Annotated in this window: 10 protein-coding genes; all 10 read left to right on the top strand. The window is 73.8% G+C overall.

Going from position 1 to position 19,347, the window contains the following annotated elements; translation table 11 throughout:
* Positions 1 to 8 precede the first annotated feature (8 nt).
* The 10 genes from ABZU99_RS09515 (at position 9) to ABZU99_RS09470 (ending at position 19,246) form a co-directional block, all read left to right on the top strand.
* Positions 9 to 6,974 carry an SDR family NAD(P)-dependent oxidoreductase gene (locus ABZU99_RS09515; protein ID WP_356049758.1) on the top strand — a complete coding sequence of 2,322 codons (6,966 nt, stop codon included), beginning with the start codon at positions 9 to 11 and terminating at the stop codon, positions 6,972 to 6,974.
* A 50-nt stretch (positions 6,975 to 7,024) separates the two neighbouring features.
* Entirely contained in the window at positions 7,025 to 11,584 is a 4,560-nt protein-coding gene (locus ABZU99_RS09510; RefSeq protein ID WP_356049796.1) for a beta-ketoacyl synthase N-terminal-like domain-containing protein, read from the top strand.
* On the top strand, positions 11,581 to 11,913 hold the full coding sequence (locus ABZU99_RS09505; protein WP_356049760.1) for an acyl carrier protein: 333 nt from the start codon (positions 11,581 to 11,583) through the stop codon (positions 11,911 to 11,913). Before ABZU99_RS09510 ends, ABZU99_RS09505 begins: the two co-directional genes overlap by 4 nt.
* A 3-nt stretch (positions 11,914 to 11,916) precedes the next feature.
* Positions 11,917 to 12,765 (top strand): alpha/beta hydrolase, encoded by an 849-nt coding sequence (locus ABZU99_RS09500; RefSeq protein WP_356049762.1) that lies wholly within the window; start codon positions 11,917 to 11,919, stop codon positions 12,763 to 12,765.
* Positions 12,762 to 14,000: a glycosyltransferase gene (locus ABZU99_RS09495; protein ID WP_356049764.1), complete on the top strand. Its 1,239-nt coding sequence runs from the start codon at positions 12,762 to 12,764 to the stop codon at positions 13,998 to 14,000. The genes ABZU99_RS09500 and ABZU99_RS09495 overlap by 4 nt, the downstream gene beginning before the upstream one ends.
* The gene (locus ABZU99_RS09490) at positions 14,000 to 15,394 is read left to right on the top strand and encodes a class I SAM-dependent methyltransferase (protein WP_356049766.1); all 1,395 of its coding nucleotides are present in this window, start codon (positions 14,000 to 14,002) and stop codon (positions 15,392 to 15,394) included. Before ABZU99_RS09495 ends, ABZU99_RS09490 begins: the two co-directional genes overlap by 1 nt.
* 139 nt (positions 15,395 to 15,533) lie before the next feature.
* The gene (locus ABZU99_RS09485; RefSeq protein WP_356049768.1) at positions 15,534 to 16,244 is read left to right on the top strand and encodes an HdeD family acid-resistance protein; all 711 of its coding nucleotides are present in this window, start codon (positions 15,534 to 15,536) and stop codon (positions 16,242 to 16,244) included.
* Positions 16,245 to 16,330: 86 nt separating this feature from the next.
* Positions 16,331 to 17,473, top strand: a complete 1,143-nt coding sequence (locus ABZU99_RS09480) for a hypothetical protein (RefSeq protein WP_356049770.1) — start codon at positions 16,331 to 16,333, stop codon at positions 17,471 to 17,473.
* 321 nt (positions 17,474 to 17,794) lie between these two features.
* A complete protein-coding gene (locus tag ABZU99_RS09475; RefSeq protein WP_356049798.1) occupies positions 17,795 to 18,907 on the top strand; it encodes an LLM class flavin-dependent oxidoreductase in 1,113 nt (370 codons plus the stop codon).
* A gap of 162 nt (positions 18,908 to 19,069) precedes the next feature.
* On the top strand, positions 19,070 to 19,246 hold the full coding sequence (locus tag ABZU99_RS09470) for a hypothetical protein (RefSeq protein WP_356049772.1): 177 nt from the start codon (positions 19,070 to 19,072) through the stop codon (positions 19,244 to 19,246).
* The last annotated feature ends 101 nt before the right edge of the window (positions 19,247 to 19,347 follow it).

The following is a 19,347-nucleotide window of genomic DNA, read 5'->3' as shown; positions in this document are numbered from 1 at the left end:
GAGAAAACATGTCAGCCACAGGGGAATTTGGCGATCTTGTCATCGGCATTACTCCGTTCGGAGAACCGGACGCCAGACTCACCACGGCGATCTGCCGCGCGGGCGGTCTGGGAGTGCTTGACCTTGGAACAACGGGCCGAAGAGCCCGGGAGGCATGGGAGCGCACGCACGGCTGGGTGGCAGACGGCCGGTACGGGGTGCGGGTGGCGGCGGGCTGCCGCCTCACACCCGTGGACCTGCCGGACGCGACGGCCTCCCCCACGGAGCGTCCCCCGCGAGGCGGCGGTCCGCACACCGTGGTGCTCGGCGCGGACGCGCCCTGGCCACTTGACGCCGTCGTGGATCGCTGTCGTGTGCTGGTCGAGGTCACCAGCCCGGACGAGGCTCTCGACGCGGTCCGGGCCGGGGCACACGGGCTGATCGCCCGGGGCGGTGAGAGCGGCGGCCGGGTCGGTTCGCTGAGCACGTTCGTCCTCCTGCAACGGCTCCTCGCCGAGCCCGGGCTGTCCGTACCGGTGTGGGCCTGTGGCGGCATCGGACCGCGGACGGCCGTGGCGGCCGTGATCGGGGGCGCGGCCGGGGTGGTGCTGGACACCCAACTGGCCCTCCTCGCCGAAGCGGGCCTGTCGGAGGAACGGGCCGCCGCGATCCGCTCCATGGACGGTTCGGAGACCGCCGTCGTCGGCGGGCATCGCGTCCTGCGGCGACCGGGGCGCGCCCCTCGGTCCGGGCCCCCGCTGCCGGTGGGCCAGGACGGCTTCCTCGCCGCGCGTTTCGCCGAGCGCTGGCGGGACGCCGGCGGTGCCGTACGGGGCATGACCCACGCCGTCCGGGACGCCGTCCGGGACGCCGTACGCGAAGCCGCGCACGAGGGCTCCGCCGCCTCGGCGCCGCGCCCCGGATCTCCGCGGGCCACCGGCCTCGGCACCCGGCTGCCGGTCGCGCAGGGCCCGATGACCCGGGTCAGCGATCAGGCGGGATTCGCCGCGGCCGTGGCGGCGGACGGCGCGTTGCCATTCATCGCGCTCGCCCTGGCCGGGCGGGAGCAGGCGCGCACCATGCTGGAGGAGGCCAAAGCGGCGCTGGCCGGGCGGCCCTGGGGCGTCGGTGTGCTCGGCTTCGCCCCCGAGGAGATCAGAAGCGCGCAGTTGGAGGCGGTACGGGAGATCCGCCCCAGCCACGCCGTCATCGCGGGCGGACGGCCGTCACAGGCCGAGGCACTGGAGCGGGAGGGGATCGCCACCTTCCTCCACGTGCCCTCGCCGGGGCTGCTGCGCCAGTTCCTGCAGGCCGGGGCCCGGCGGTTCGTCTTCGAGGGCTCCGAGTGCGGCGGCCACGTCGGTCCGCGCCACAGCTTCCCGCTGTGGGAGGCCCAGCTCGCGGTCATCGAGGACTTCCTGGACGGCGCGGCCGGCACCGCGGGCGGCACCGCGGCCGCCGATGGCGCCGGCATCGAGATCTACTTCGCCGGCGGGGTGCACGACGAGCGGTCCGCCGCGATGGTGGCCGCGCTCGCCGCGCCGCTGACCCGGCGCGGCGTCGGCCTCGGGCTGCTGATGGGCACCGCGTATCTGTTCACCGAGGAGGCGGTGGCACACGGCGCCATACAGCCGCTCTTCCAGCGCCAGGTGGTGGCCGCCGAGCGCACCGCGCTGCTGGAGACCGCCCCCGGCCACGCCACCCGATGCGTGGACAGCCCCTTCACCGAGAGCTTTTCGGCCCTCCAGGAGCGGCTGCGGGCGGACGGGGTGCCGGACCGGGAGCGGTGGGAGCGGCTCGAGCGGCTGAACGTGGGGCGATTACGGATAGCCAGCAAAGGCGTGGACCGTGGCCCCGACGGCGAGCTGGCCCCGGTCGGGGAGGAGCGCCAGCTCAGCGAGGGCATGTTCATGGCCGGTCAGGTGGCGGTGCTGCGCTCGGCCACCACCACCCTCGCGGCCCTGCACCACGCGGTCGGCCCGGCCGCCGCCGACTTCCTCGCCGGGCGTGCGGAAGCGCTGCGTGAGCGCTTGGGCGTGGACGAGGCGCCCGCGAAGGCCGAGGCGCCCCCGCCGCTGGAGGTGGCCGTGGTCGGCATGGCCTGCATGTTCCCCGGAGCGCCCGATCTGGCCTCGTTCTGGGCCAATGTGGTGGGCGGCGTGGACGCCGTCACCGAAGTCCCCGCCGAGCGCTGGGACCCCGCCGTGCACTACACGGGCGACAAGGACGGCGCCACCGCCTCCAAGTGGGGCGGCTTCCTGCCGCGCATCCCCTTCGACCCGCTGCGCTACGGCATCCCCCCGGCCGCGCTCGGCTCCATCGAACCCGTACAGCTGCTGTCCCTGGAGGCCGCCCGCCGGGCCCTGGACGACGCCGGATACGGCGACACCGGCAGGTCGCTCGACCGCTCCCGTACGTCCGTGGTCTTCGGCGCCGAGGCGGGCAGCGACCTGTCCAACGCGCAAACGCTGCGCGCCGTCCTGCCGTCGTACTTCCGCGAGGTGCCGGAGGGCCTGACCGGGCAGTTGCCCCGGCTCACGGAGGACTCCTTCCCCGGCATGCTCGCCAACGTCATCTCCGGGCGGATCGCCAACCGGCTGGACCTCGGCGGCGCCAACTACACCGTGGACGCGGCATGCGCGTCGTCGCTGGCCGCCGTCGACGTCGCCTGCAAGGAGCTGACCGCCGGCACCAGCGACGTCGTGCTGTGCGGCGGCGCCGATCTGCACAACGGCATCAACGACTACGTGCTCTTCTCCTCGGTGCACGCCCTCTCCCCCACCGGCCGCTCCCGGACCTTCGACAGCGCGGCCGACGGCATCGCGCTGGGCGAGGGTGTCGTGTGCGTCGTCCTCAAGCGGCTGGCCGACGCCGAACGGGACGGCGACCGGATCTACGGCGTCATCAGGGGCGTCGGCTCCTCCAGCGACGGCCGCTCGCTCGGGCTGACCGCCCCGCGCCCCGAGGGCCAGCGGGCCGCGCTGGAGCGCGCGTACGCCAACGCCCGCGTCTCCCCCGCCGAGGTCGGCCTGGTGGAGGCGCACGGCACCGGCACGGTCGTCGGCGACCGCACCGAACTCACCGTTCTCGGCGAGGTGTTCGCGGCAGCCGGGGCCGCACCCGGCGCGTGTGCGCTCGGCTCGGTGAAGTCCCAGATCGGCCACACCAAGTGCGCCGCCGGGCTGGCCGGGCTCGTGAAGACCGCGCTGGCGCTGTATACCGGCGTCAAGCCGCCGACGCTGCATCTGAGGCGTCCGAACACCGCCTGGGACGCGGAGCGCAGCCCCTTCGCCTTCCACACCGAGGCGCGGCCGTGGTCTACGCCACCGGCCGAACGAACCGCCGGAGTCAGCGCGTTCGGCTTCGGGGGCACCAACTTCCATGTGGTGCTGGCCGCGAACGGCCAGGGCGCGCCGCCCGCGCACGGTCTGGACGCCTGGCCCGCCGAACTCTTCCTCTTCCGCGGGGGCGACCGGGCGGCGGCCCTGCGCAGGGTCGAGGAGATCCTGCACCTGGCCGAGGCCAACGACACCGCCGGGCGGCCGTGGCGGCTGCGGGACCTCGCGCTGACCGTCTCCCGGCGCGCCGACGCCGGGCACGAGCCGGTGCGGGTCGCGGTGGTGGCCTCGGATCCAGCCGATCTGGCGGGGCGGTTGCGGCGGGTGCTGGCGGGCGATGTGCCGGAGGGCGATCCGCGGAAGCCGGTCGGGCTGTATGCGGGGCCTGATACCGCCGCGGGCGAGCAGGCGCCGGGCCAAGTGGCTTTTCTCTTCCCCGGGCAGGGCAGTCAGCGGCCCGGGATGTTCGCGGAAGCGCTCATCGCCTTCCCCGAGCTGCAGCGGCATCTGCTCCTCGGGCGCCGTTACGCCGAGGCGCTGTATCCCCCGGCCGCCTTCGACGAGGCGGGGAAGGCGGCACAGCGGGCCGCGCTGACCGATACGCGGGTGGCGCAGCCCGCGCTGGGCATCGTCGGGCTCGCCGCGTACACGCTGCTCACCTCGGCCGGGGTGCGGCCCGACATGGCGGCCGGGCACAGTTACGGCGAGCTGGTCGCGCTGTGCGCGGCCGGTGCGCTCGATCCCCGCACGCTGCTGGAGCTGAGCGCCGAGCGGGCGACCGCCATCCTGGGCGCCGCCGAGGCAGCCGGGGACGAGCCGGGCACGATGGCCGCCGTGACCGCCGCGCCCGAGGAGATCGCGCGGGTGCTGCGGGGTGCCGGGCTCGCCGGGCGTGTGGTGGCCGCCAACCACAACGCGCCGCGCCAGACCGTCATCTCCGGTCCCGGACGGGACGTCGAGGAGGCGGTGCGGCTGCTGCGGGAGGCCGGGCACGCGGCCAAGCGGATCCCGGTGGCCTGCGCCTTCCACAGCCCGCTGGTGGCCGGGGCCGGGGCGCGCTTCGCCGAGGCGCTGGCCGGCCGGCCGGTGCGGGCGCCGGAGTTCGACGTCTGGGCCAACCGCACCGCCGCCCCGTACGGCGCGGAGCCGGACGCCGTCCGCGCCGAACTCGCCGCACAGGTCGGCGCTCCGGTCCGCTTCGTGGAGCAGATCGAGGCCATGTACGAGGCGGGCGCCCGGGTCTTCGTGGAGGCGGGGCCCGGCACGGTGCTCACCCGGCTGGTCGGGGAGATCCTCGGTGACCGCCCGCACCACGCTGTCGCGTGCGACGGGCGGCGGCCCGGCGCCGAGGGCCTGCGCGGGTTCCTCGACGCCCTCGCCCGGCTGGCCGTCGCCGGGGTGCCGGTGCGTACGGGCCACCTGTTCCACGGCCGTGGTGCCGTGGTGGCGGATCCAGCCGCGCCGCCGAAGCGGCCCGGCTGGACGGTGGACGGACACCTGGTCCGCACCGCGGACGGTGAGCTTCTTCCCGGTGCGCTGGCACCGGCCCGACGAATCGTGGAGGCGACGGTGAGCCAGGCGGATCGGACGGATGGCGGCGGATACGGAGACAAGGACGCCCTGATCGCCGAGTTCCTGAGAACCAGCCGGGAGATGGTCGCCGCCCAGCGGGACGTCCTTCTGACGTACTTCGGCTCCTCGCCGGACGCACGGATCGCGGCACCGGCCGCGCCCGCCCCGGTGGCCGTGCCCGTGATCGCTTCGCTCCCCGCTCCGGCCGAGCCCGCCGCACTCGCGGCGCCCGCCGTCGCGCCGACGGCGCCCGAGACGGCACCGGTCGCCGGGGACGCCGTGCTGCGCGCGGTCTCCGAGATCATCAGCGAACGCACCGGCTATCCCGTCGACATGATAGAACCCGACCTCGACCTCGAAGCCGACCTCAGCATCGACTCCATCAAACGGGCCGAGATCGCCGGGGAGCTGGCGAGGCGGCTCGGGGTCGCGGGCGCCGGTACGGCCACGCTGGGCGACGAGGAGCTGGAGGAGCTGGCCAAGGCCCGTACCACCGCGGCTGTCACCGACTGGCTCACCGCCCGTCTCGTGCCCGCCCCCGCTGCCGCCCCCGCCCCGGCTGTCGCGGAGGCGGACCCCGAGGGCTCCGCCGTGCTCGGCGTGGCGCCCAAGCGGCTTCGGCTGATACCCGTGCCGCTGGCGGGCGGGGCGGACGAGGGCGCCGCGCCGCCCGATCTGACCGGCACGCGCTTCGCGCTGCTCGGCGGGGAAGGCGACGGGGTGGCCGACGCGGTCGCCGCCCGGCTGGCCGGGCACGGTGCCGAGGCCGTGGCCCTGGCCGCCGGTCATCTGCTCACCGAGGAGGACGGCCGGGTGGACGGCGTGCTGCTGCTGGACCCGGTGGCCGGGTCCGGCGCGCCCGTGCTGCCGGAGGCGTTCGGCGTGCTCCAGGCGGCGCTGCGGCGCGGTCCGCGCCGGCTGCTGGCCGTCCGGCGGGACGACCCGCGGGGCGTGCGATCGGCCGGGTTGCGCGGGGTGTTCCGCACGGTCGCCAGGGAGTACCCGGACACGGCCGCCACGCTGCTGGAGCTCCCCGCCGAGACGGCCGCGTCCGCCGCGGCCGTCGCCGAAGCGCTGCTGGATGAGGTGCTCGCCCCCGGCCGTACGCCCGTCGTGGTGCGCGCCGCCGACGGGCAGCGGCACCGGCCGTCCCTTGTGGAGGCCCCGCTCGGGGCGCTCGCGGGTTCGGGTGCCGGGCCCGCGGGCGACGGCGCGGCAGAGGCAGCCGCGATAGGTCTCGACCCGGACAGTGTGGTGGTCGTGGTCGGCGGGGCGCGGGGGATCAGCGCGCGGTTCGCCGCCGCCCTCGCGTCCGCAGCCCGCTGCCGGATCGAGTTGCTCGGCCGTACGCCGGAGCCGGCCGGCCCGGAGGACCCGGCCACCGCCGCGGCGCACGACGAGGCGGCCCTGCGCGCGGCGCTCGCCGCCCAGGGCGGACGTACACCCGCCGAGATCCAGCGGGAGGCCGCCCGGGTCCTGGCGCGGCGTGAGGTCGCGGCGACCCTTGAGGAGGTGGCCGCCCTGGGCAGCCGGGTGCGCTACCGCTCGGTGGACTTCCGCGACGCGGAAGCGGTTCTCCAGGTTGTGAAACATATCCACGCCGACCATGGGCGGCTGGACGGCCTCGTCTACGCGGCGGGCGTGATCGAGGACCGGCTGATCGCGGAGAAGTCCACCGAGTCCTTCCAGAGGGTGTTCGGCACCAAGGTGGACGGCGCGAGCACCCTGCTGGACGCCGTGGCCGAGCTGCCCGGAGGCCCGGCGTTCGCGGTGCTGTTCGGCAGCATCTCCGCCGTCCTCGGCAACCGCGGCCAGGTGGACTACGCGGCGGCCAACGACGCGCTGGAAGCCCTCGGCGCGCGGTGGCGCGCCCGCACCGGCCGCCGGGCGCTGACCGTGCACTGGGGCCCCTGGGCGCCCACCGGCGCCCACGGCGGGATGGTCACGCCGGAGCTCGGCCGCGAGTACGCCAGGCGCGGTATCTCGCTCATCGACCCCGAGGAGGGCACGCTGGCGCTGCTGCGCGAGCTGGCCTGGGGCGACGAGTCGGCCGAGGCCGTCGTCTACACCGCCTCGGGCTGGTGAGCACGGCGGACGGGCACCCGCGCAGGCAGCCGCCGGTGGCCATCGTCGGGATGTCCGTGCTGCTGCCCGGCTCCCCGGGACTGGACGCGTACTGGCGCAACCTGGCCGACGGCCTGGACGCGATCACCGACGTCCCGGCCGGGCGGTGGGACGCCTCTTTCTACGACCCGCGGGCCGGCGCCGGCGATCCGGCCGCCCCCGACCGGGTGTACTGCCGACGGGGCGGCTTCGTCGACGAGTTCGCGCAGGTGGAGGCGGCCCGGTTCGGCATCATGCCCCACTCGGTGCCCGGCACCGAGCCCGACCAGCTGATCGCCCTGAGCGTCGCGGCGGCGGCCCTCGCCGACGCGGGTGGCGAGGACCGGCTGCCCGACCGGCAGCGGGTCGGCGTGGTGCTCGGCCGGGGCGGCTATCTCACCCCGGGTCTGGTCCGGCTCGACCAGCGGGTGCGCACCGCGCACCAGCTCGTACGGACCCTCGGCGAACTGCTGCCGGAGCTCGGGCCCGACCAGCTCGACCGGGTGCGCGGCGCCTTCACCGAGCGGCTCGGCCCGGACCGGCCCGAGGCGGCCATCGGTCTGGTGCCCAACCTCGCCGCCTCGCGCGTCGCCAACCGGATCGACCTGCGCGGACCCGCGTACACCGTGGACGCCGCCTGCGCTTCCTCCCTCGTCGCGGTGGACCAGGCGGTGGGCGAGCTGGCCTCCGGGCGGTGCGATGTGATGCTGGCGGGCGGTGTGCACCACTGCCACGACATCACCCTGTGGAGCGTCTTCTCGCAGCTGCGCGCGCTGTCCCCGAGCCAGCGGATCCGCCCCTTCCACCGGGCGGCCGACGGCCTCCTGATCGGCGAGGGCACCGGCGTGGTCGTCCTCAAACGGCTCGCCGACGCGCAGCGCGACGGGGACCGGATCTACGCGGTGATCCGCGGCACCGGCGTGGCCTCGGACGGCCGCGCCACGGGCCTGGTCAACCCGGACCCGGGCGGCCAGACACGGGCCGTACGGCAGGCGTGGCGCGCGGCCGGCCTCGACCCGCGCGAGCCGGGCGCGATCGGGCTGCTGGAGGCGCACGGCACGGCGACACCCGCCGGGGACTCGGCCGAACTGGCCACGCTGGCCGAGGTGTTCGGGCCCCGGGAGCCGGGTGGGGACGCGGCCGTCATCGGCTCGGTGAAGTCCATGATCGGTCACACCATGCCCACCGCCGGTGTCGCGGGTCTGGTCAAGGCCGCCCTGGCGGTCCACCACGGGCGGCTGCTGCCGACACTGCACTGCGACGACCCGCATCCGGCGCTGGCCGCCACCCGCTTCCGTACGATCGACTCGGCCGCGCCCTGGGAGGCTCCGGTACGGCGCGCGGCGGTGAACGCCTTCGGGTTCGGCGGCATCAACGCGCATGTGGTGCTGGAGCAGCCACCGTCGGCTCCGGTGAAGCGGCGTCCGATGGCCTTCGTCACGGAACCGGAGCGGGTCCTGGCCCTCGCCACGGACACCCCGGAGCGGCTGGCCGAACTGCTCGCGGCGGACGACGCGACCGTACGCTCCACCGTGACGGCGCGGGACGCCCGTACCAGGCTGGGCATCGTCGAGCCCACCGCCAAACGGCTCTCGCTCGCGCGGCGCATGGTCGCGGCCGGCCGCCCGTGGCGCGGCCGCAGCGACATCTGGTTCACACCGGCGCCCCTGCTCGGCGCGGACTCCGCGCCCGCCGGGAAGCTGGCCTTCGTCTTCCCCGGCCTCGAAGCCGAATTCGAACCTCGGGTGGACGGCGTCGCCGAGTACTTCGGCCTGCCCCGCACGGCCCGCGACCGCCCGGACGAGGCGGCCGGCGTCGGTGACGTCGGCCGCCATGGCGTGGGCGTCTTCGGCCTCGGACGGCTGCTGGACGCGGCGCTGCGGCGGATGGGGGTCGTGCCGGACGCCGTGGCCGGGCACAGCGTCGGCGAGTGGACCGCCATGGCCGCGGGCGGCCTCTACGCCGGTGCGGCCGTCGACGCCTTCCTCGACTCCTTCGACCCCGACGCGCTGCGCGTGCCCGGCCTCGCCTTCGCCGTCCTCGGCGCCGGCGCGCGGCGGGTGCTCGACGCACTCACGGAGCGGGCGCCGGGCCGGATCGTGCTCTCGCACGACAACGCGCCGAGCCAGTCGATGGTGTGCGGACCGCGGGCCGATGTCGAGGAGTTCGTCGGGGCCATGCGCGGCGAGGGGGTGATAGCCCAGGTCCTGCCCTTCCAATCCGGCTTCCACACGCCGATGCTCGCCCCCTGGATCGGCCCCATGCGCTCCGCGGCGGAACGCTTCGAGCTGCTCCTGCCGCCCAGCGTCCCCGTCTGGTCCGGGACGACCGCCGCGCCGTATCCGGCGACCGAGGCCGAGGTGCGCGAACTGTTCCTGCGGCACCTGCTGGAGCCGGTGCGCTTCCGGGAGCTGACACAAGCGCTGTACGAGGCGGGGTTCCGCGCGTTCGTGCAGGCCGGAACCGGCCAGCTGGCATCGCTCATCGGTGACACGCTGCAGGGCCGCGACCATCTGGTGGTCGCGGCCAACTCCCCCCACCGCGACGGCGTCGCCCAGCTTCGCCGCGTGGCCACGGCCCTGTGGACGGAGGGCGCGCAGGTGGACCCGACGCTGCCACGTGAACGCTTACGCCCGAGGCCCGCGCTGCCGCCGATACGACTCGACCTGAGCGGTGAGCTGATCTCCCTACCCGAACCCACCCTGGCCACCCTGCGGGGCGAGTTGGCCCCGGCCGTGCAGCCCGGGGCCAGGGGCGCAGCCCCGGCCTCCCGCTCCGGCAACGGCGACCACCGGGTGGTGGACAAGCGTTGCGCGGGGCGGAACGGGTGGGCACCACCCCACCCGCATCCGGCAACGGCGAGCACACCCAACGGCGCGCAACCGCACCCGCCCACCCCATGGGCAGCCGAACTCGACGCCCTGCTCCGCGAGACGGCTGACACCGCGACCGAGGTGATCGCCGCCAGCCGCACAGCGCCCCCGCACACATACGATCTGCACGTCTCCACCGAGACCATGCCCTACCTCCGCGACCACTGCTTCTTCCCCCAACGCCCCGGCTGGCCGGACGAGTCGGACCGCCGGCCGGTCGTCCCGGCCACCACGATCGTCCAGCACCTCATGGAGGGGGCGGAACGAACAGCGGGCAACGCCGTGGCCGTCGCCGTGCACGGCGCCCGCTTCGATCAGTGGGTGACGGCGGCGCCCCCCAGCACCGCCCCGGTCACCGCGACCCCCACCTCGACATCCCACTACACCGTCACCTTCGGGCGCAGCTCCCGCGCCACCGTGGAAGTGGCGCCCTGCCACCCCGCCACCCGCCCCGCCCCCTGGCGCATCGACCCCGCGACCGAGCGCACGCCCGACCACACCGCCGCGCAGATCTACCACGAGCGCTGGATGTTCCACGGCCCGGCGTTCCAGGGCCTCTCCGAGCTGACGGCGATCGGTGAGGCACACGTCCGTGGCACGCTCACCACCCCGCCCGCTCCCGGCGCGCTGCTGGACAACGTCGGCCAGCTCCTCGGTTACTGGATCATGGCGACCCGCACCGAGCGGACCGTGGTCTTCCCGGTCGGCGTGCGACGGATCCGCTTCTTCGGCCCACATCCGCGTCCCGGCACACCCGTGCAGTGCCTGGTCCGCATCACCTCGCTGACCGACGCGGCGCTGGAGGCCGACGTACAGCTGCTGATCGGTGGCCAGGTGTGGGCAGAGCTGTCCGGCTGGCGGGACCGCCGGTTCGACAATCACCCGGACACCCGGCCCGTGGAGCGGTTTCCGCAGCGCAACACGCTGTCCCGGCCGCAGCCGGGCGGCTGGTCGCTGCTGCACGAGCGCTGGCCGGATCTGGCATCGCGCGAGCTGATCATGCGTAACCACCTGGGCGGCGCCGAGCGGGCCGCATACGAGCGGCAGACCCCGCGCGGCCGACGGCAGTGGCTGCTGGGCCGGATCGCGGCCAAGGACGCCGTACGGCGGTGGCTGTGGGAGCGCGGGGAGGGCCCGGTCTTCCCCGCCGAGATCGGCATAAGCGACGACGAGCACGGCCGCCCGTACCCCATCGGCGTCCACGGACGGACCCTGCCCGAGCTGGGTCTCTCGTTGGCGCACCGGGCCGAGGCCGGGGTCGCCCTGGTGGTGCCGCGCCGCGCCGGGGACCCCGGCCCCGGCCCGGGCATCGCCATCGAGGAGATCACGGATCGCGACGATCCCGCTCTCACGGCAGCCTTCTCACCATCCGAACTCGCACTCCTCCGCGCCGCCGACGGCAGGTCGACACCCCGGTGGGCCACCACTGCCCGGGCCGCGAAGGAGGCAGCCGCCAAGGCCGACGGCACCGGCATCCCTGGTGGGCCGGCGGAGGCCACCGTGGTCGGCATAGAGGTGGCACCGGACGACAGCGAGGGCGACCCGCGAGGCGCCCGGCTCGTCGTCGACGTGGCCACGCCCCCCGGGCGCCGGCCGCGCCGCTACGTGGTGCACAGCACCACCCTCGCCAACCCGCCCGGGTTGCCGAGCAGGGACTACGCCGTGGCCTGGACGACCGGCCCGGACCATGACGCACCCCACGAGGAGACGGATCAGTGAGCACCGCCAAGCAGACGCGGACCGCCCCGGCACCCACAGCCGACGAACCGACCGTGCTCGCGGACATCGCCGGGATGCTCCGCGGCATGCTGGACGAGTACGGCCTGGACGACATCGAGGTCACCATGGAGACCCGCTTCACCGAGGATCTGGAGCTGGAGAGCATCGACCTGGTGACTTTGGCGGGCAGCCTGGAGGCCCGGTACGGCCGACAGGTCAACCTCGCCGCCTTCGTGGCCGATCTGGAGCTCGAGGAGATCATCGACCTCAGCGTCGGGCAGCTGGTGCGATACGTCGTCCGGTGCCTCAGGGCAGCCGAGGAGGGCTGACCCATGGCGATGATCCATACCGGCGACGGGCCGGACGACGTCAGACTGCATGTACAGCGGCTGTCCCCACCGGACGGACGCCCGCCCACCGCCACCGCCGTGCTCCTCCACGGCCTGCTCACCGACTCCCTGGCCAGCTGGTACTTCACCGTGGCACCGGACCTCGCCGCCGCCGGGCTGGAGGTGGTGATGTACGACCAGCGGGGGCACGGCCGCAGCGAGCGCCCGGACTCCGGCTATCGGCTCGACGCGTTCGTCACCGACCTGGAGCGGCTGCTCGACCGGTTGGAGATCACCGGTCCGGTGCATCTGATGGGCAACTGCTTCGGCGCAACGGTGGCGTTCGGGTACGCCGTGCGCCACCCGGAGCGCGTGGCCGGCATCTGTGCGATCGAGGCGAAGCCCGCCACCGAAAGCTGGCTGACGGAGATCAGCGGGATATTCCGCCGCGTCGTCGCCGAACTGCTGGGCCACGAGGCGGAGTCGCTGGCCTGGCTCAGCGCCCACCGGGGCGCCCACACCGCGCGGCTGGCCAAGCAGGCGGCCCGGCTGGTCCGTACCACCAGCATCGCCGAGGACGTACCGGAGAGCCGGACGGTGAGCGAGGAGCAGCTCCGCCGGGTGCGGTGCCCGGTGCTCGCCGTGTACGGCGCGGACTCCGACCTCGCCGGGCAGGAGGGGTGGTTGGAGTCGGTGCTGCCCGGCACCCGGACGGTGGTGCTGCCGGGACAGGGGCACTGGGTGCTGGCCGAGGCCCCCAAGCACATTCGCGAACTGCTGCTGTCCTGGACCCGCGAGCCGGGGGCCGGGGCCCCGGCAGCGGTCGCTCCGCTGGAGGCGGACGCGCCATGAGCGATCCCGGAAGCGCGGCACCCGCCGCCCCACGCCGCTTTCTCTTCGTGGTGCCGCCGCTCGTCGGGCACATCAACCCCACCGTCGGCCTGGGGACCGAACTGACCGCCCGAGGCCACCAGGTGGCCTGGGCCGGGCTGCCGGAGGTCGTGGGTCGGCTGACCGGGGACCGGGCGAGGATCTACCGCTGCGCCGGGCCGCTGCTCGGCGAGGGCGGGGCGGAGCGCCCGCCGGACGTGCGCGGTCCGGGTGCGCTGAAGTTCCTGTGGGAGCGGTTCCTGGTGCCGCTCGCCGAGGCCATGGCCCCGGATGTCCGCAGGGCGATCGAGAAGTTCCGCCCGGATGTGGTGGTCGCCGACCAGCAGACCGTCGCGGGCGGGCTGGTGGCCGAGCGGCTGGGCGTACGGTGGGCCACTTCGGCCACCACCTCGGCGGAGTTCACCGGCGCGCTGGACGGCATGCCCAAGATCGACGCCTGGCTGGACGGGCTGCTGCGCGAGGTGCGGGGCCGGATCGGCGATCCCGGTGGCACGGCCGACCCCCGGTTCTCACCGGACCTGGTGCTGGCCTTCACCACCGAGGAGCTGGCCGGGCGCCCCGTCCGGGCGGACGACCGCATCCGATACGTGGGCCCGTCCATCGCCGAGCGCCCGACCCCGGCGGACTTCCCATGGGAGTGGCTGGACCCCGCGCGCCCCACCGTGCTGGTCACGCTCGGCACCGCGAACGTGGGCGCCGGGTCGCGGTTCCTCGCCGAGTGCCGGGAGGCCGGACGGGCCCGCGCCGACCGCTTCCAGACGGTCATCGTCGATCCGGCGGGCTCACTCGGCCCGGCCGCCCCGGACGACAAGGACATTCTGACCCTCCCCCATGTGCCGCAACTCCCGCTGCTGGAACGGGTGGGCGCGGTCGTGTGCCACGCGGGGCACAACACCGTGTGCGAGGCCCTGTGGCACGGCGTCCCGCTCGTCGTGGCCCCGATCCGCGACGACCAGCCCGTCGTGGCCGCGCAGGTGGTGGACGCGGGCGCGGGCGTCCGGGTCAGGTTCGGCAGGGTACGGGCGACGGCGCTCGGTGAGGCGCTGGACGCGATCCTGTACGAATCGGGCTACCGCGCGGCGGCCGAGCGCGTCGGCGTGTCCTTCCGCGCGGCGGGCGGCGCGGCCGCGGCGGCCACCCATCTGGAACGGCTGGCCGCCGAGGCCGCCGCCCGGACCACTCCCGAGGGGGAATGATGAGCCACGGCACCGACGTACCCAAGACGCCCGGGACGACACCCGGCACGCCCGCCGCACCCGGGCCACCCGCCGCACCCGGGACAACACCCCGGACACCCGCCGCACCCCGACCACCCGCCGCACCCGGGACAACACCCCGGACACCCGCCGCACCCGGGCCACCCGCCGCACCCGGGACAACACCCCGGACACCCGCCGCACCCCGGCCACCCGCCGCACCCGGGACAACACCCCGGACACCCGCCGCACCCCTACCACCCACCGCACCCGGGACAACACCCCGGACACCCGCCGCACCCCGACCACCCGCCGCACCCGGGACGCCCGCGAAGCCGTCCCGCGCCGGGACCGTCGCCGCCCTTCGCCCGCGCTACCAGGCGGACCTGGCACACGGCACCGAGCGGTTCTTCGAGCCACGCCGCACGGACTGCCCGTGGTGCGGCTCGGCGCGGCTGAAGCGGCGGCTGCTCACCAAGGACCGGTACCAGAACAAGCCGGGCCGCTTTCTGCTCGACAGGTGCCGGGACTGCCGCCATGTCTTCCAGAACCCCGCGCTGAACCCGGACGGGCTGGAGTTCTACTACCGGGACTTCTACGACGGGCTGGGCGAGCAGGAGCGCGGCGACGTCTTCTCCCGACGGCGGAAGATGTACCAGGGACGCGCCCAGTCCCTGGAGCCGGGGGCCGACCCTCCGAAGGCATGGCTGGATGTCGGCACCGGCCACGGCCACTTCCCCGAAGTGGCCCGTGCCGTCTTCCCCGGCACCCGCTTCGACGGGCTGGACTTCACCGACGGTGTCGACCTGGCCGAGCGGGCGGGACGGATCGACCACGGCTTCCGGGGCAGCTTCCCCGATCTGGCCCGGGAGCGGCTGGCCGAGAGCTACGACGTGGTGAGCATGTTCCACTACCTGGAGCACAGTACGGACCCCCGCGCCGAACTCCACGCCGCCCGTCGGGCTCTGCGCCCCGGCGGCCGTCTGCTGGTCGAGGTGCCCGACCCGGAGTGCTGGTTCGCCCGTCTCTTCGGCCGCTTCTGGCTGCCCTGGCTCCAGCCCCAGCATCTGCACTTCCTCCCCGTGGCCAACCTGCGCAAGGAGCTGGCCGCGCTCGGCTTCACCGTGGTCGTCGAGCAGCACCGTGAGCCGTCCGACACCGTCGATCTGCTGGGCGCCGTATGGCTGACGGTGAACGCCGTCGCCCCGCCCGAGGACTCCCCCTCGCTGGCCGAGCCGCCCGGCTGGGCGCGCCGGCTGCTGCGCCGCGCGCTCCTGCTGGCGGCCGTTCCCGCCCTCCTCGGCGCCACCACGCTGGACCGGCTGCTGCTCAAGCCGCTGGCGGGGCTGGGAAAGGTGTCCAACGCCTACCGGGTGGTGGCCCGGCGCGACTGACACCCGGCGGCCGGCGCACCGAGGCGCGATCCGTGGTGTGCCCGCCGCGGCACCCGCCATGAGGCGATGAGGCGGGCGTGGGGTGAGGATGGAAGTGTCGAGGTTCGGCCATCCTGTTCCCTCGAGGAGGTGGGCGACCATGAGTTTCTCCTCCGACAAGCCTCATGGTGCCGATCAGCCCGGTACCGATCCACCTGGTACCGATCGGCGGGACGAGCGTCCCTTCGGCGCCGACAATCCGTACGCCGGTCTGCTGAACACCCTGTCCAACGCCACCTGGCAGGTGGTGCTGACGGCGGGCGTGGTCGCGATCGCGCTGGGCATCATGGTGCTGGCGTGGCCGGGGGCCACCCTGGTGGTGGTCGGCGCGCTGTTCGGCACGTATCTGCTGGTCAGCGGGATCTTTCAGCTGGCCGGGGCATTCGGTGCGCATGTACCGGGGCATATGCGTGTGCTGAGCTTCATCAGCGGTGGGCTGAGCGTGGTGCTCGGTCTGCTCTGTTTCCGGGGGCCGGCCCAGTCGATCCTGCTGCTCGCCCTGTGGATCGGATTCGGCTGGCTGCTGCGGGGCGTCATGCTCACCGCCACGGCGATCTCCGCCGAGGGGCGTCCGGCCCGTGGCTGGCAGCTGGCCCTCGGCGTCCTCACGGCACTGGCCGGGATCCTGCTGATCATCCTGCCCTTCGGCTCCATCACCGCGCTCGCCATCGCGGCCGGGGTCTGGCTGATCGCCCTGGGCGTCATCGAGGTGATCCACGCCGTCCAGTTGCGGGCCGAGCTCGGCCATGGAACCCCGCGCAAGGCACATCGCGGCTTCCACTTCCGTTCACAGCCTCATCCGCAGCCGTAGGCGGCCCGCGCGGCTGCGAGGCCTGGCGCGTAGCGTTGATCTACGGCGGAGCGGTGCAGGGGGTCGAGCGCGTAGGGAGAGCACGAATGATCGTGGCAGAGCAGATCGACCGCATCATCCGGTTCGACGGACGTGGACTTCCGGTGGTGTCCGCCTATGTCGGGCTCCGTGCGGAACCCGCCGATCTCGTCGCCCGCCGCGCGCATGTGAGGGACGTGCTGAATGAGTACGTCAGGCCGGTGGCGGAGGACACGTCGCTGTCCCACGACGTCCGGATGTCCCTGCGCGACGACATCGAGCGCATCGCGGTGACGGTGTCGCAGGAGAAGTACAAGCCGGGGACGGTCGCCGCCTTCTCGTGCAGCGGGCGTGACTTCCTCGAGGTGGTCCAGCTGCCGAGGTCCATCCGGGACCGGGGCACGGTGGATTCGACGCCGTGGGTCCGGCCGATGCTCGCCGTCCTGGACGAGTACCACCGGGTCTGTGTCGTACTGATCGACAAGGCCTGGGCCCGGGTCTGGGAGCTGTACCAGGACGAGCTCCGCGAGCTGGAGAAGGCCCACGACCGGACCTTGCGGAAGAGGGATTACGCGAGCGGCCTCGCCGAGGCCCGGGTCCGCAACAAGGCCGACGAGATCACCAAGCGCCACTTCCGGCGGGCCGCGGGGATGGTGGACGAGCTGTTCCGGACGTACGACTTCGATCTGCTCGTCCTCGGCGGCCACTCGTACGAGGTGACGCACTTCGTGGAGTTCCTGGCCCGCGATCTGCGGGAGCGGATCGCCGGGACGTTCGAGGTCGATCCGAGCACCGCCACCCAGGGGGACATCCGGGCCGGCGCCGGGCCCATCATCGAGCGCTACGAGCTCGAAGAGCAGCAGCGCATGGTCGGCGAGGTCCTGGAGGCGGCGGCGGAGGGGAAGCCCGCCGCGGTCGGCCTGCAGCGCTGCCTCTGGGCGGGGTCTGTGGCCGCCATCCAGCAACTGCTGGTCCAGGAGGGCGAGACCGCTCCCGGCGTGGTGTGCGATCGGGACGGCTGGCTGGCCACCTCGGGGGACACCTGCCCGTTGTGCGGAGAGCGGACGCGGCAGACTCCCGATGTGATCGACGAGCTGGTGGAGGCGGTGATCGACGAGGGCGGCGCGACCAAGCATGTGCGGGCGGACACGGAGCTGCGCAAGCACCTCACCGTCGCCTCGCTTCGTTTCCCGCTGCCCCCCGAGCCGTAGGCGTCGGGAGCCGGCGAATCCCCGGCCCTCCACTCTTGACTTCGGACAAATCAGGGTGAATCGTCAGAAGTAAGAGCCGGTCCCTCGCAGGCGCGGGAGCGACACCGGCGGGACGTCACGCCGATGCACTCGCGCCTGCGATACCGGTCAGGCTCCCGGCGGCTCCCATTGAGGTCGGAGCTCTCAGTGACGACTGAAGTTGCGACGTCGATGGTGAAATTCCGGGGGCCGTTCACTGTGCCCACGCCCCCTGCCGGAATGATTCGGAACCCCCTCCTGTTTGCATAGTTCAATCGTGAACCATTCAGGAGGGTGAGCGCGGTGCAGTTCGGGATCTTCACGGTCGGAGATGTGACGGCGGACCCGACCACGGGCACGGCGCCGAGCGAGCACGAGCGGATCAAGGCGATGGTCGCCATCGCCCTGAAGGCGGAGGAAGTGGGCCTCGACGTCTTCGCGACCGGCGAGCACCACAACCCGCCGTTCGTGCCGTCGTCCCCGACCACCATGCTCGGCTACATCGCGGCGCGCACCGAACGCCTGATCCTGTCGACCTCCACCACACTGATCACGACCAACGACCCGGTGAAGATCGCCGAGGACTTCGCCATGCTGCAACACCTGGCCGGCGGCCGGGTCGACCTGATGATGGGGCGGGGAAACACGGGGCCGGTCTACCCGTGGTTCGGGCAGGACATCCGCCAGGGCATTGCGCTGGCGATCGAGAACTACGCGCTGCTGCACCGGCTGTGGCGCGAGGAACTGGTGGACTGGGAGGGGAAGTTCCGTACCCCGCTGCAGGGCTTCACCTCCACTCCCCGCCCGCTGAACGGTGTACCGCCGTTCGTCTGGCACGGCTCCATCCGCTCGCCGGAGATCGCCGAGCAGGCCGCCTACTACGGGGACGGCTTCTTCGCCAACAACATCTTCTGGCCCAAGGAACACTTCCAGCGGCTGATCGATCTCTACCGGCGGCGCTTTGCCCACTACGGCCACGGCACGCCCGAGCAGGCGATCGTCGGCCTCGGCGGCCAGGTGTTCATACGCCCGAAGTCCCAGGACGCGGTGCGCGAGTTCCGCCCGTACTTCGACAACGCCCCCGTCTACGGCCATGGCCCCTCCCTGGAGGAGTTCACCCGCGACACCCCGCTGACGGTGGGCAGCCCGCAGGAAGTGATCGACAAGACGCTGACCTTCCGCGAGAGCTTCGGCGACTACCAGCGTCAGCTCTTCCTCGTCGACCACGCCGGGCTGCCGCTGAAGACGGTCCTGGAACAGCTCGACCACCTCGGCGAGGTCGTCCGGGCGCTGCGTACCGAGTTCGCCAAGGACCGCCCCGCCACCGTCCCCGACGCCCCCACCCACACCTCCCTCGTCGCCGGGCGCGACGCGGAGGCGGCCACGAAGGCACCCTCCAGCCCGGACCTCTCCTAGGGGCCCCTGGCCGTACCGGAAAACCGTGTGCCGCGGCCCCCGGTACGGGCCACTGTGTCCGGGGAACATCGCCGGTGCGACTGCTCCACCGCGCGAGTGGAAATGGGGTCCGGGGGGACGACCCATGTCGCGGCGCGTGGCAGGCGGCGTTACAACGGGACCATGAACCAAAAGGCCTATCGCCCGGGTGAGCATGTCCCGGAAAGCGGCATCTACCGATGTGACTGCGGCGAGATCCACGAGTGGAGCACCGACGTCAAGGGGAAGAAGTTCCCGCCGCTGCCCCCCGGCTGCCACGGCGCCACCTGGGTCCTGCAGACCCCTGCCCATCGCCACTGAACGGCGCGGTGCGCGGCCCGGATGCGTTTGGCGCCGGTGAGGTTGCGTTGGAGCCAGTCTTTGACCAGGGCGCGTTGGCCGGCGGTCAGCGCGTCACCCAG

Origin of the sequence: Streptomyces sp. NPDC005266 (genome assembly GCF_040607655.1) — a bacterium.
In the GTDB taxonomy this organism is placed as follows: domain Bacteria; phylum Actinomycetota; class Actinomycetes; order Streptomycetales; family Streptomycetaceae; genus Streptomyces.
This window is presented reverse-complemented; position numbering and strand designations above follow the sequence as displayed.

What these genes read in the sequence shown, in the direction of transcription:
- ABZU99_RS09495 (WP_356049764.1), top strand. Translation starts at nt 12,762, where the DNA reads ATGAGCGATCCCGGAAGCGCGGCACCCGCCGCCCCACGCCGCTTTCTC.
- ABZU99_RS09500 (WP_356049762.1), top strand. Translation starts at nt 11,917, where the DNA reads ATGGCGATGATCCATACCGGCGACGGGCCGGACGACGTCAGACTGCAT.
- ABZU99_RS09480 (WP_356049770.1), top strand. Translation starts at nt 16,331, where the DNA reads ATGATCGTGGCAGAGCAGATCGACCGCATCATCCGGTTCGACGGACGT.
- ABZU99_RS09510 (WP_356049796.1), top strand. Translation starts at nt 7,025, where the DNA reads ATGTCCGTGCTGCTGCCCGGCTCCCCGGGACTGGACGCGTACTGGCGC.
- ABZU99_RS09490 (WP_356049766.1), top strand. Translation starts at nt 14,000, where the DNA reads ATGAGCCACGGCACCGACGTACCCAAGACGCCCGGGACGACACCCGGC.
- ABZU99_RS09485 (WP_356049768.1), top strand. Translation starts at nt 15,534, where the DNA reads ATGAGTTTCTCCTCCGACAAGCCTCATGGTGCCGATCAGCCCGGTACC.
- ABZU99_RS09515 (WP_356049758.1), top strand. Translation starts at nt 9, where the DNA reads ATGTCAGCCACAGGGGAATTTGGCGATCTTGTCATCGGCATTACTCCG.
- ABZU99_RS09470 (WP_356049772.1), top strand. Translation starts at nt 19,070, where the DNA reads ATGAACCAAAAGGCCTATCGCCCGGGTGAGCATGTCCCGGAAAGCGGC.